Here is a 12,752-nt window from a genome sequence, read left to right on the forward strand (position 1 = left end):
GGCGCTACGCGCGCGCGGCGTCGGGCGCGTCGGCCAAAGCGTCGATCACCAGGTCGCGCAGCCACACGGTGCCGGGATCGCGCTCGAAGCGCGGATGCCAGTGCACCGTGACCGTCAAGGGCGCCAGCGTGAAAGGCAGCGCGCAAACCTCGAATTCCTCCGCCTTGTTGAACCATTGCGCCGCGCGGTACGGCAGCGTGACGGTGAGGTCCGTGCGCTTCACGATCTCGGCGGCCGCCGAGAAGTGGGGCAGGGTGAGGTAGGGCCGCCGGTGCAGGCCGGCCTCGCCCAGCACCTCTTCAAGCTGTCGGTGCGCACTGGCGCGCGCGGCCACCATGATGTGATCGAGCCGGCGGAATTGCGCCCGGGTCAGGCCCTGTGCCAGCACGGGATGGCCGCGTCGGCCCATGCAGACATAGCGTTCGGCGAACAGGTCGGCATGACGGGTGCGGCGCCCCAGGCCGGCCAGATTGCCGATGGCCAGATCGACTTCGCCGCGCTTGAGCGCATCGTGCAGCGACTCGAGCGGCACCTCCTGCACTTCGACCCTCAGCTTCGGCGCGCGCGCATGCACCCTCTCCATCAGGCTGGGCAGAAAAACCATCTCGCCGATATCCGACATCGATAGACGGAAGTGCCGTTCGCTGCGGGTGGGATCGAAGGTCTGGCGCAGGGCCAGGGCCTCGGCGAACTCGCTCATGCCGCGTTCGATGGGCTCGGCCAGCGCGTAGGCCACCGGCGTCGGCGCCATGCCGGCGGGCGTGCGGACGAACAGCGGGTCGTCGAACTGCTTGCGCAAACGGGTGAGGGCATAGCTCACCGCGGGCTGGGTCAGGTTGAGGCGGCGCGCGGCACGCGTCACGCTGCGCTCTTCCAGCACGGTCAGGAAAACCCGCATCAAGTTCAGATCGAACGCCATGCATGCCCCTTATATCAGCCAGATTTATAAGAACAATAATAACTATAAATTTGACATATAAATAGTTGATTCCTAGACTGATTTCGCTCCCTGCTGGCTGGCCTCGGGGTGGCGCAAAATAAGGGGAATCACGGCTATGCGGCGTGTCACTTTGCCTTCGTTATTGATGCAGCAGGCCGAACGCTGGCCCGCGCGCGCGTGGGTGCATGCGCCGGGCGGCACGCTGAGTTACGCCGAAGCCCCAGCGGCGGCGGCACGGTGGGCGGCGCTGCTTGCGGCGCACGGCGTGCGGCGCGGCGACCGCGTCGCGCTGATGGCCGGCAACCGCATCGAGTTCCTGATGCTGGTGCTCGGCTGCGCCTGGCTGGGCGCGGTGGTCGTGCCGCTGAACACGGCCACGCGCGGCATGCAGCTGCGCCATATGCTGGCCAACAGCGCCTGTACGCTGCTCGTCGCGGACGAGGCCGCCTGCGACGCCTTGTCGGGGCTGGACACGCAGGGCCTGCCGTTGCGCGAGGTGTGGCTGCTGGATACGCCCGCGCATCCCCCCGCCATGCCGGTGCCCTGGCGGGTGCGCCCGGCGCTGCCCGACGAGGGCGCGCTCGCGGCCGATCTGGCGCCGGGCGATACGCTGGCCATCCTCTACACCTCGGGCACATCGGGCATGTCCAAGGGCGTGTGCTGTCCGCACGCGCAGTTCTATTGGTGGGGCGTGCTGACGGCGCGCAATCTGGAGATCGGCGCGGACGATCACCTCTACACCACGCTGCCGTTGTTCCACACGAACGCGCTCAACGCCTGTTTCCAAGCCTTGCTGGCGGGCGCGAAACTCACCTGCGATGCGCGCTTTTCGGTCAGCCGCTACTACCAGCGTCTGGCTCAGACCGGCGCGACCGTCACGTATCTGCTCGGCGCCATGGTGCCGATGCTGCTGTCGCGCGCGGCCGATGCGGGCGAGCGTGCGCATCGCTGCCGTATCGCGCTGGCGCCCGGCGTGCCCGAACGTTTTCACGCGCAGTTTCTGGCGCGCACCGGCATCGGCCTGCTCGAAGGTTATGGCTCGACCGAAACCAATTTCGCCATTGGCGGCACCCTGGCCGATCAGCGCGCCGGCACGATGGGCCGCGTGGCGCCGGAGTTCGACGCCTGCGTCGCGGATGCCCATGATCAGCCGGTGGCCGACGGCGAGCCGGGCGAATTGCTGCTGCGGCCGCGCGTGCCCAACGCCATCGCCACCGGCTACTTCGCCATGGACGCGCAAACGGTCCAGGCCTGGCGCAATCTGTGGTTCCACACGGGCGATAGGGTCGTGCGCGATGGCGATGGCTACTTCCGATTTCTGGATCGCATGAAGGACGCGATCCGGCGCCGGGGCGAGAACATCTCTTCCTACGAGGTCGAGCAGGTACTGCTCGCCCATCCCGCGATCGCGGCGGCGGCGGTGTATGCGGTGCGTTCGGAGCTTGCCGAGGACGAAGTGATGGCCGCCGTGTGCTGCCGGCGCGGCGAGCCGATCGAGCCGGCGGAACTGCTGGATTTCTGCCAGCCCCGCATGCCGTACTTCGCGGTCCCGCGCTACGTGCGGCTGATGCCTGATCTGCCGCGCACCGAGAACGGCAAGGTGCGCAAGTTCACTTTGCGAGAAGAGGGCGTCACGGTCGACGCCTGGGACCGCGAGGCGGCGGGCTATCGCGTCATGCGCTGATCCGCCACGAGGGCGGTGGTCGCGCCCACATGCTGTAGACAAACAACCAACACGACAAGGGGCAGCAATGACGATCAGCCATATCGAGGCGGCACCCGCCCAGGAGGACGCGCAGCGGCAGCGCACGCGGCGGGTGGTGGTGGCGTCCATCGCGGGCAATGCGATGGAGTGGTACGACTTCTTTATCTACGGCACGGCGGCGGCGCTGGTGTTCGGGGAGCTGTTTTTCCCCAAGGGCACCGACCCCATGCTCGGCACGATGGGCGCGTTCGCGGGCTTCGCCGTCGGCTTCTTCGCGCGGCCCCTGGGTGGTGTGATTTTTGGCCACGTGGGCGACCGCTATGGCCGCAAGCTCGCGCTCGAATGGACGCTGGGCCTGATGGGCGTGGCGACCTTCCTGATCGGTCTGTTGCCGACCTATGAGCAGATCGGGTTCTGGGCGCCCATCGCCATGGTGGTGCTGCGCCTGTTGCAGGGCGCGGCCGCGGGCGGTGAGTGGGGCGGCGGCGTGCTGCTCATCAGCGAAGCGGTCGATGGCCGCCGGCGGGGCTTCTTCTCGGCGTGGAGCCAGCTTGGCGTGGCGGGCGGTTTCGTGTTGTCGTCGGGCGTGTTCATGCTGGCGCAGCAACTGCCGCACGAAGACTTCATGAGTTGGGGCTGGCGTCTGCCGTTCCTGCTCAGCTTCATCATCTTTGGCGTCGGGCTGTATATCCGCAAGCGCATTCCCGAGAGCGAGGAGTTCGTGCGCGCGCGCAAGAAGAGCGACACGCGCATGCCCGCGCTCGAGGTGTTCCGCAAGTATCCGCGCCAGGTTTTCACGGCGATGGGCCTGCGCATCGCCGAAAACGGGGGTTCGTACATCTTCCTCGCGTTCGCGCTCGCCTACGGCAAGTTTCTCGGCATCTCGAACGACGTGATGCTCGGGGGCGTGCTGTTCTCGATGTTCATCGAGCTCGGCACGCTGGTGTGGTTCGGCCATCTGTCGGACCGTATCGGGCGGCGCACGGTCTACCTGATCGGCGCGGCCGGACTGATGCTGGTGGCGTTTCCGTTTTTCTGGCTGGTGCAGACGCAGCAGACCGTCTGGATTTTCCTGGCTTTCTTCCTCGGCAATACCGTGTGCCACGCCGCCATGATCGGCACGCAACCGGCGTACTTCGCGGAGCTGTTTCCGGCGGAGGTGCGTTATACCGGGCTGGCGCTGGGTCACGAGCTCGCGTCTGTTTTCGCAGGCGGCCTGTCGCCGCTGATCGCGATGGCGCTGTTGCGCCACTACGAGTCGGCCACGCCGGTGGCCTGGTTTCTGATGGGCATGGCGGCCATCACGGTGGTCACCTTGCTGCTCACGCGCGAGCCCGAGCGGGACACGGGCGGCCGCGGCGCGGGCGCCTGATGGCGACGGCCATCGGCATTACCGGCGTCGCGGAAACGCCGCTCATGCGGCATCCGCCGCAGGGCGTTTCCACGGCCGGCCTGCTGGCGCAGGCCCTGCGCGAGGCGCTGGACGATGCGGGCCTGCGGCTGCGCGACGTCGATGGCCTTGGGCTGACGTCCTTCACGCTCAAGCCGGACCGTGCCATCGACTTCGCCTGGCGCATGGGGCTGCGCCTGCGCTGGTGCCTGCAGGACGAGCTCGGCGGCGCGAGCGCGGTCAACCTCCTGCGGCAGGCCTGGCTGGCGCTGCAGGCCGGTCAGGCGCGCACCGTGGCCCTGCTGGCTGGCGACCACTTCGGCGGCGCCGATTTCACCGCGCTGGTCCGAGACTACAACGGCACCGCCCGGGATCTGCTCAGTCCGCTGGGCTGCGTCGGGCCGAATCCCTTGTTTGCGATGGTGACGCAGCGGCAGATGAACGAGCGCGGCGTGGGCCGGGCCGATTACGGGGCGCTGTGCGTCGCGCAGCGTGCCCATGCGGCGGACTACGCGCAGGCCGCGTTTCGCACGCCCATCACGCTCGACGACTATCTCGCCGCGCCCATGGTGTGCGAACCCTTGTCGCGTCTGGATTGCGTGCCGGTGGTGAGCGGGGCGGCCGCCGTGGTGCTGCAGGCCGGGCCGGCCGGCGTGCACGTGACGCTGCGCGCCGCCACGGCCGACTACAACGGCGATCAGCAGGAAGGCGATGGCCTGCGGACGGGACTGCGCGCCTGCGCGCCGGCGCTGTGGGCCGACGCGGACGCGGGGCCCGCCGACATGGAGGTGGTCAGCGTGTACGACGACTATCCCGCCATCGCGCTGGCGCAGCTCGACGACCTGGGCTTCGCGGCCGACGGCGACCTGCCACGTCTCGTGCAGACCCGCATCGCCACCGGTTCGCTGGCGCTGAACACGGCGGGCGGGCAGCTGTCGGCCGGGCAGGCCGGAACCGCCGGTGGCATGCATGGTCTGGTCGAGGTGGCGCGGCAACTACTGGGGCGAGCTGGCACGCGTCAACGCCCCGGCGCCCGGCTCGGTCTGTGCACGGGTTACGGCATGGTGCAGTACCGCTATGGCATGTGCGCGAACGCAGCGGTGCTCGAACGGCGGGAGGCGCGATGAGCGGTGCGGTACTGATCTGGCAATGCCGTGGCTGCGGCCACGTGATGTTCCCTGCGCGCCTAGGCTGTCCGGCGTGCGGCGCGGAGACCTTCGATCCCGTGCCGGTGCGCGAGGGCACGATCACGGCGCATACGCGGCAACGCGATGGATCCCTCATCGTCAGCGTGGCGGTGGCGGGCGGCGTGACGCTGGTGGCGCGGCATGCGGGCGCCGACGCTGCGTCAGGGCAGCGCGTGCGGCTGGAAGACCGTGGCGGCGAGCATCCCGCGCCCTGGGCGCTGCCGCCGGGTGCCGCCGCAACGTCCGCGGCGCGAGACGAAAAAAAACCCGCAGGCCAGTAGGCTTGCGGGTGGGGGTAACGCGCAGGACAGTGCAGCTAGCCTGCCCGCGCCTTATTCGCGATTGCCGCCGAAGATGCCGAGCAGCATCAGCAGGTTCGAGAAGACGTTGTAGACGTCGAGGTAGATGGCCAGCGTGGCGGAAACGTAGTTGGTTTCGCCGCCGTTGACCACGCGCTGCAGGTCGACCAGCATGAAGGCCGAGAAGATCACGATGGCGAGCACCGAGACCGTCAGCATCAGCGCCGGGATCTGCAGGAAGATGTTGGCCAGTGCCGCGACCAGGATCACGACCGCGCCGACGAACAGCCACTTCTGCATCGACGAGAGGTCGCGCTTGATCGTGGTGGCCAGCGTGGCCATGGTGGCGAACACCGCGGCCGTGCCGCCGAAGGCGAGCATCACCAGCTGTGCGCCGTTGCCCATGCCGAGCACGAAGCCCAGCAGACGCGACAGCATCACGCCCATGAAGAACGTGAACGCGAGCAGCAGGGTCACGCCCAGCGAGTTGTTTTTGTTCTTCTCGATGGCGAACATCAGGCCGAATGCGCCGACCAGAAACACGATGGCCGACAGGCCCGGGCTACCGGCCATGACGCGGTTGATGCCGGTGTACATGCCCACGGCCGCGCCCAGCACCGTCGGGATCAGCGACAGCGCCAGCAGCCAGTAGGTGTTGCGCAGCACTTTGTTCCGGACGACTTCGCCCGGCGCGCCGGCATAACCGGAACGGTTAAAAGGGGACGGACGGTATTCGTTCATGACGACTCCTTGTGCGGCAAAGTGATCTTGCCTAGATAGCTTAGACGGGAAGTCTACCTGACAGTTCCCTTAATGATCCAGCATTTTGGAACATATGGGGCCAGTTGGCAGACAATCAAGACGGATAAGCCGCGCGTGGCTCCGCGCGTTCAAGCTACCCCTATCCGACCGCAACGCCGGCGTCGGGGTTCCTCTCAGCCCCGGCGCAGGCGGGCCAGCGCGCGATCGATCAGCGCCGGCAGGTCGGCCTCGAGGCGGGCGCGCATGTCGGCGGCGGCCTGCTCGGCGGCCTCTTGCACGGCGGTTTCGAGCTCGGCCTGCAGCAGCGCGCGCAGGACGGGTTCGGCGCCGGGCGGCACGGGGTCGGCGGCGGCGGGTGCGGCCGCGGCAGCTGGCGCGACGGGCACGGCGGCGGCCACGGCGGGAGCCGGCGTGCGCGCGCCCGCATGTTCCGTCAGGCTGGCGGCCGCCAGCGAGGCGGCCTGCGAGCCGGTGAGCGCGTCGGCCGACCACGGCGTGGCGGCGGCGGGCTCAGGGGAGGTGGCGGCCGGCGGGGCGATCATCGGCTCCGCCAGCGGATCGGCGGGCGCCAGCGCCGCCGAGGGCTCCCAGACCTGATCCAGCACGGGCACATCGAACGGCAGCGACTCGTCGGCGGCGGGCGTCTCGGCCGGGTCCGCGGCGAGCGCGGGCGCGGCGTGCGACGAAGGCGCGCGCGCGTCGTCAGCCTCGCTGGCGGAGGGCAGCGTGGGCTCGACCCGCTGGGTCAGCGTGGGAATGCCGGGATCGGTATGGGGGCGGGGCATGGCAATGCGAAACAAAAGAGGGCTGGCGCGCGGCGCGCTCAGGCGCCGCGGCTCAGATCGTGGCTGTGCAGGCTGTGGCCGGCGGCCTGGTAGTCGCGCCAGCGCAGGCGTGCCGACTGGCGGTCGGCCGCCTCGTCGGAGACGATCTCGAGCACGCGCTCGAAACCATCGTAGCGAGGCGGGCAGGCATCGTCCAGGTTGAGCAGCCAGGCGCCCGCATCCGGCATGCCGGGGGCCTCCTGCGGATCCGCGGCCGTGAGCACGATCGGCGTGCGGTCGGCGAGCGGATCCTTGGCCAGCACGTGCGGTACGAACGCGGTGTCGTCGAAGGCCCACAACATGCGGTCGAAGGCCGACAGACGTGTGCCGTCACTGCAGTACACCACCAGGCGCTGGCCCGCCAGATAGCGCTTGCGCGCGGTCTGGCAGGCTGCGCGCAGGCGGTCGGGCGCGCCGAAGGCGAAGTCGACGCGGGTCATGCCGTGCGCCGCATCAGGCGGCCTGGTCGAGCAGGTACTGCATCAGCAGCGGAACCGGACGGCCGGTGGCGCCCTTGTCCTTGCCACCCTTCCAGGCGGTGCCGGCGATGTCCAGATGCGCCCAGGGATACGCCTTGGCGAAACGCGACAGGAAGCACGCCGCCGTGACGGCGCCGGCCTGCGGGCCGCCGATGTTGGCGATGTCGGCGAAGTTGGACTTCAGCTGATCCTGATAGGCGTCGTCCATCGGCATGCGCCATGCCGTGTCCATGGCTTCGCGGCCGGCGGTCAGAAGCGCGTCGGCCAGATCGTCGTTCTTCGAGAACAGGCCGGTGTTGACGCTGCCGAGCGCCACGACGCATGCGCCGGTCAGGGTGGCGATGTCGATCACGGCCGAAGGCTTGAAGCGTTCGGCGTAGGTGAGCGCGTCGCACAGCACCAGGCGGCCTTCGGCGTCGGTGTTGAGGATTTCGATGGTCTGGCCGGACATGCTGGTGACGACATCGCCCGGTTTGTTGGCCGTGCCGCTGGGCATGTTTTCGCAGGCGGCGATCAGGCCGACCACGTCGAGCGGCAGTTCGAGCTCGGCGAGGGCACGGAAGGTGCCCAGCACGCTCGCCGCGCCGCACATGTCGTACTTCATTTCGTCCATCGTGGCGGCGGGCTTGATCGAGATGCCGCCCGAGTCGAACGTGATGCCTTTGCCGACCAGCACCACCGGACCGGCCGCCGTCTTGCTCTTCTTGGCGGCCTTGCCGCTGTAGCGCAGCACGATGAAGCGCAGCGGTTCGGCCGAGCCGCGGGCCACCGATGCGAAGGAGCCCATGCCCAGCGCTTCGACCTTGGCCTGATCCAGCACTTCGACCTTCAGCGAGCCCTTGAACTCGCGCGCCAGCTTGCGCGCGGTGTCGGCGAGATAGGTGGGGGTGCAGATGTTGCCCGGCAGGTTGCCCAGCGTGCGGGTGAGCGTCATGCCATTGGCGATGGCGCCGCCCTCGCGCAGGCCGAGCTGCGCCTGCGCGGTATCGGTGCGCTCGACGACCTGCGTGATCTTCTTGAGCTTGGGCTGCGCGTCGCGGTCGGGTTTGCCGAACGTGGCGTCGTAGTGATAGGTGGCGGCGCCGGCCGAGATCGCGGCGGCGCGGGTGCGGGCGCGGATCGAGACATCGTCGATCACATTGGCGGCCAGCGTCGAGACGCCTTCCGTGAGCTGAGCGGCCACGCATGCCGAGGCGAAGGCCTGTTCGGCGCTGGCGTGGGTGCGCGCGTTGTAATCCTCGCGCTTGCCCAGGCCCACCAGAATCACGCGCTGCGCGCTCACGCCTTGCAGACTGCGCAGCACCAGCGTGGCGCCGGCGCGGCCGCGGAATTCGGTTTTGACCACGGCGCGCACGGCGCCGTTGGCCGCGCGGTCGATCAATTCGGCCGCCGGGCTCAGGATGCCATCGGCAAACACGCCCACGGCGAGGGCCGAGGTCTTGATTTGATGCAGGGAAGCGGTGGTCTGTGTGCTAAATTCCATGGGGATTTCCCGAGTGCGTCGTATGTTGCGGACGATTATCCCGCAAATTCTTCCATGTCTCTATTCAAACGGTCAGTCGTCAGCGAGATTACCAGTCACGCTGGCGTTGTGTTTTCAACGCTCGTCGTCGTGTGGCTAAGCGTTCTGCTCGTACGCCTGTTGGGCGAAGCGGCAGGTGGCAGCATTGGTGCCGACGTGGTGATGGGCCTGGCCGCATTCTCCACGATCACGGCCCTGCCCACGGTGCTGGCGGTGTCGCTGTTCATCGCGGTGCTCACTACGGTCACGCGCAATTATCGCGAATCCGAAATGGTGGTCTGGTTCGCCAGCGGCCTGTCGCTGGCCGACTGGCTGCGCCCCGTGCTGCGCGTCGCGGTGCCGGTGGCGGCGCTGATCGCCGTGCTGACGCTGATGGCATCGCCCTGGGCCTATCGCCAGATCGGCGAGTATCGCGAACGCTTCGAGCAGCGCTCGGATCTGTCCAAGGTGGCGGCGGGGCAATTTGCCGAGTCGGGCCGCGGCGACCGGGTGTTCTTCGCCGAAGACCCCACCCGCCCGGGTGACGAGCTCGGCGCCGTGTTCGCGCGCGCCATCGATCCCGAATGGTTCAGCGTCCTGACCGCGCGCAGCGCGCACAGCGAAACGCTCGCCAACGGCGATCGCTTTCTGGTGCTGTCCGAAGGCAATCGCTACGACCTCAAGCCCGGCACGCCCGAAATGCGGCTGAGCGAGTTCGCGACCTACGGTTTGCGCCTCGAGAGCAAAGGCGGAGAAGACCCGCTCGCCGAGGCGCGCGCCGCGGCAGAGCGCTCGAGCAAGGCGCGTCCGACCATGCAGCTCATCGCCGACAACACCGACAGCGCGTGGTCGCAGATTATGTGGCGTATCGCGATGCCGCTGGCCGCCCTCAATCTCGCGTTGCTCGCGATTCCGCTCGGCGCGGTGAATCCGCGCCTGGGCCGCTCGGGCGACCTGCTGATCGCGGGCCTGGTGGGGCTGCTCTACATGAACATGATCAACCTGTCGCGCGCCTGGATCGGCAGCGGCAAGATCAGCTTCGGTATCGGCGTGTGGGCCATTCATGCCGTCGTGGCGGGCCTGTTCGCATTCCTGCTGATGCGCCGGCTGCGCGTGAAAGCGCCGCGCGATCACAAGAAGAACACCGCTTCCTGATCGATCGCATTCCGCACAGGGCGCCGCAACGGCGCCCTTTTGCATTCCGGGCGAGATTTAAGACCGTGGCGCGGTCGCGCGCCCGCTGGGCGGACAGGGCGCGGGCGTTCAGGCCAGGTAGCGCATCGTGCCGCGCTGCCCCTGCAGCAGGCCGGTGTTGTGTTCGACCGAGCGCCGCATGAAATCCCACAAGAGGCTCACCCGCTTGAGCTTGTACAGGTCTTCGTGGCAATACATCCAGAAGCTGCGCGTGATCGCGACGTCCGCGTCCAGCACCGGTACGAGCCGGGGATCCTGGGCGGCGATGAAGCAGGGCAGGATTGCGAGCGACTGGCCCTGCAAGGCCGCGTGGTACTGCGCGACCACGCTGGTGCTGCGTAGCATGACGCGGCTGTTGGGCAGCAGGTCTTCGAGGTAACGCAGCCGCTCGCTGAAAAGCAGCTCGTCGACATAGCCGATGAAGTTGTGCTCGGCCAGGTCTTCGCGGCGGCGGATCGGGGCATGGCGCGCCAGATACTGCGGCGTGCCGTAGAGCATCAGGGTGTAGTCGCACAGCTTGCTGCAGATGTAGGGCCCGCGTTGCGGCCGCTCGATCGTGATCGCCAGATCCGCCTCGCGCTTTGACAGGCTGACGAAGCGCGGCACCGGCAGGATATCGAGCGTGATGTGGGGATAGCGCCGCTGGAAGTCCGCGGCCAGCGGCGTCACGACGTAGCTGCCGAAGCCTTCGGTCGCCCCGATGCGAACGTGGCCGGACAGCGCCTGGCCGATGCCCGAGAGGCTTTCGCGTGCCGTCTGCACGGTGCTTTCGAGTTGTTCGGCGTGAACGAACAGCCGTTGGCCGTCTTCGGTGAGCACGAACCCGGCGCTGCGGGATTTCTCGAACAGCAGGCTGCCGAGCTCGGCTTCGAGCCCGCGGATGCGGCGCGACACGGTGGTGTGCTCCACGCCCAGCCGGCGTGCCGCCGCGCTGACGCGCTGGGTGCGCGCGACCTCGAGAAAGTAGCGGAGGCTGTCCCAATCGAGCATGGTGACCCTTGGATTTGGTTGTGCATGAATGCACAACCAATGTGCATTCCTGGCGTTGCTGGTGGATTTTCACACATCTACACTAGGCCGGCCACCCCGGTTCCGCGTCCCGCGCAGCAGGGAGTGAGCCCACGAAAAATGCCCTGGCCGCGCTGGTGGCCGGAGGCAGAAAACACCGGAGACAAGGTCATGAAATTGCATGTGAGCGCTATCGCTGCAGGGTTGGGCCTGGGCGTCGTTTTGGGAGCGGGACCCGTCGCGGCGGCCGACATGCCGCCGGTCAAGATCGGGGTGCTGACGGATATGTCCGGCACCTATGCCGGCATGGGCGGGCCGGGTTCCGTGGCCGCGGCGCAATTGGCGATCGACGATTGCCTGGCCGCCGAATGCAAGGGGATGAAGATCGAGCTGGTGTCGGCCGACAATCAGAACAAGGCCGACGTCGGCGCGGCCCGTGCGCGCGAATGGTTCGACCGCGACGGCGTCTCGGCCATCGCGGACCTCACCAACTCGGCGGTGGCGCTGGCCGTGCAGGGCATCGCCCGCGAGAAAAACAAAGTGGTGATGTTCTCCGGTCCGGCCACCACGGCCCTGACCAATAAGGAATGCTCACCCGTCGGCTTCCACTGGATGTTCGACACCTACTCGCAATCGGCGGGCGGCGCGAAGGCGACCGTGCGCTCGGGCGGCAAGTCCTGGTTCTTCGTGACCGTGGACTACGCTTTCGGCCACTCGCTCGAAGCCGATACGGTGAAGGCGGTGAAGTCGTTGGGCGGGACGGTGGCGGGCAGCGTGCGCCATCCGCTGAACGCACCCGATTTCGCCTCGTATCTGCTGCAGGCGCAAAGCTCCAAGGCCCAGGTCGTGGCCCTCGCCAACGGCGGGCAGGACACCGTCAATGCCGTCAAGCAGGCGCGCGAATTCGGCATCGTGGCCGGTGGCCAGCGTCTTGTCTCGCTGCTGATTTTCCTGTCCGACCTGCGCGCGCTCGGGCTGGATAACGCGCAGGGCCTGTCGTATGTCGATGGCTTCTACTGGGACTACGACGACGCGACGCGCGGCTGGTCCGCCCGTTTCGAAAAAGCCTTCCGCGGCCTCAAGCCCACCATGACCCAGGCCGGCGTGTACTCGAGCGTGCTGCACTACCTGCGCGCCGTGGCCGCCACGCGCAGCACCGACGGCAAGGTCGTGGCCGACAAGATGCGCGAGCTGCCGATCAAGGATCCGATCATGCGCAATGCCTCGATCCGTCCCGACGGCCGCGTGATCCACGACATGTATCTCTACGAGGTCAAGAAGCCCGCCGACTCGAAGGGCGGCTGGGATTACTCCAAGCTCGTCGCCACCATTCCCGCGGCCGAGGCCTTCCAGCCGCTCGCCGATTCGACCTGCCCGCTGGTCAAGCAGAACTGAGCGTCCTTCGATTCGTTATCCGGCGGCCCGCGTGGCGGGCCGTCCTCCCATCGCGGCGCGTGCCGCAA

General features: G+C 68.0%; 12 protein-coding genes. 6 read left to right on the forward strand and 6 right to left on the reverse strand.

Annotated elements, in window-relative coordinates; genetic code table 11:
- Positions 1-4: 4 nt before the first annotated feature.
- Positions 5-919: a LysR family transcriptional regulator gene (locus tag CAL25_RS04820; RefSeq protein WP_094798821.1), complete on the reverse strand. Its 915-nt coding sequence runs from the start codon at positions 917-919 to the stop codon at positions 5-7.
- A gap of 136 nt (positions 920-1,055) precedes the next feature.
- Here CAL25_RS04820 and CAL25_RS04825 point away from each other — a divergent pair, with 136 nt between their 5' ends.
- From CAL25_RS04825 to CAL25_RS04840, 4 genes are all read left to right on the forward strand, one after another.
- A complete protein-coding gene (locus CAL25_RS04825; RefSeq protein WP_094798822.1) occupies positions 1,056-2,624 on the forward strand; it encodes an ATP-dependent acyl-CoA ligase in 1,569 nt (522 codons plus the stop codon).
- A gap of 67 nt (positions 2,625-2,691) precedes the next feature.
- Entirely contained in the window at positions 2,692-4,017 is a 1,326-nt protein-coding gene (locus tag CAL25_RS04830) for an MFS transporter (protein ID WP_094798823.1), read from the forward strand.
- Positions 4,017-5,162, forward strand: a complete 1,146-nt coding sequence (locus tag CAL25_RS04835; protein ID WP_094798824.1) for a thiolase family protein — start codon at positions 4,017-4,019, stop codon at positions 5,160-5,162. Before CAL25_RS04830 ends, CAL25_RS04835 begins: the two co-directional genes overlap by 1 nt.
- Positions 5,159-5,503: a Zn-ribbon domain-containing OB-fold protein gene (locus CAL25_RS04840; RefSeq protein ID WP_094798825.1), complete on the forward strand. Its 345-nt coding sequence runs from the start codon at positions 5,159-5,161 to the stop codon at positions 5,501-5,503. The genes CAL25_RS04835 and CAL25_RS04840 overlap by 4 nt, the downstream gene beginning before the upstream one ends.
- A gap of 51 nt (positions 5,504-5,554) precedes the next feature.
- On the opposite strand, the gene CAL25_RS04845 is transcribed toward CAL25_RS04840, so the two are convergent.
- The 4 genes from CAL25_RS04845 to CAL25_RS04860 form a co-directional block, all read right to left on the reverse strand.
- Positions 5,555-6,262 carry a Bax inhibitor-1/YccA family protein gene (locus tag CAL25_RS04845; RefSeq protein ID WP_094798826.1) on the reverse strand — a complete coding sequence of 236 codons (708 nt, stop codon included), beginning with the start codon at positions 6,260-6,262 and terminating at the stop codon, positions 5,555-5,557.
- A 194-nt stretch (positions 6,263-6,456) separates the two neighbouring features.
- Positions 6,457-7,068, reverse strand: a complete 612-nt coding sequence (locus CAL25_RS04850; RefSeq protein WP_094798827.1) for a hypothetical protein — start codon at positions 7,066-7,068, stop codon at positions 6,457-6,459.
- A 38-nt stretch (positions 7,069-7,106) separates the two neighbouring features.
- Positions 7,107-7,547, reverse strand: coding sequence for a DNA polymerase III subunit chi (locus tag CAL25_RS04855; RefSeq protein WP_094798828.1), 441 nt, complete (start codon positions 7,545-7,547; stop codon positions 7,107-7,109).
- 13 nt (positions 7,548-7,560) lie between these two features.
- Positions 7,561-9,069 carry a leucyl aminopeptidase gene (locus tag CAL25_RS04860; RefSeq protein WP_094798829.1) on the reverse strand — a complete coding sequence of 503 codons (1,509 nt, stop codon included), beginning with the start codon at positions 9,067-9,069 and terminating at the stop codon, positions 7,561-7,563.
- 54 nt (positions 9,070-9,123) lie between these two features.
- Here CAL25_RS04860 and lptF point away from each other — a divergent pair, with 54 nt between their 5' ends.
- A complete protein-coding gene (gene lptF / locus CAL25_RS04865) occupies positions 9,124-10,242 on the forward strand; it encodes an LPS export ABC transporter permease LptF (protein WP_094798830.1) in 1,119 nt (372 codons plus the stop codon).
- A 108-nt stretch (positions 10,243-10,350) separates the two neighbouring features.
- Here lptF and CAL25_RS04870 read toward each other — a convergent pair whose 3' ends face one another.
- A complete protein-coding gene (locus tag CAL25_RS04870; RefSeq protein ID WP_094798831.1) occupies positions 10,351-11,271 on the reverse strand; it encodes a LysR family transcriptional regulator in 921 nt (306 codons plus the stop codon).
- A 189-nt stretch (positions 11,272-11,460) separates the two neighbouring features.
- On the opposite strand from CAL25_RS04870, the gene CAL25_RS04875 reads away from it, so the two are divergent.
- Positions 11,461-12,684: an ABC transporter substrate-binding protein gene (locus tag CAL25_RS04875; RefSeq protein ID WP_094798832.1), complete on the forward strand. Its 1,224-nt coding sequence runs from the start codon at positions 11,461-11,463 to the stop codon at positions 12,682-12,684.
- Positions 12,685-12,752: the final 68 nt, after the last annotated feature.

The sequence above is a fragment of the Bordetella genomosp. 5 genome (genome assembly GCF_002261315.1).
Taxonomy (GTDB): domain Bacteria; phylum Pseudomonadota; class Gammaproteobacteria; order Burkholderiales; family Burkholderiaceae_B; genus Bordetella.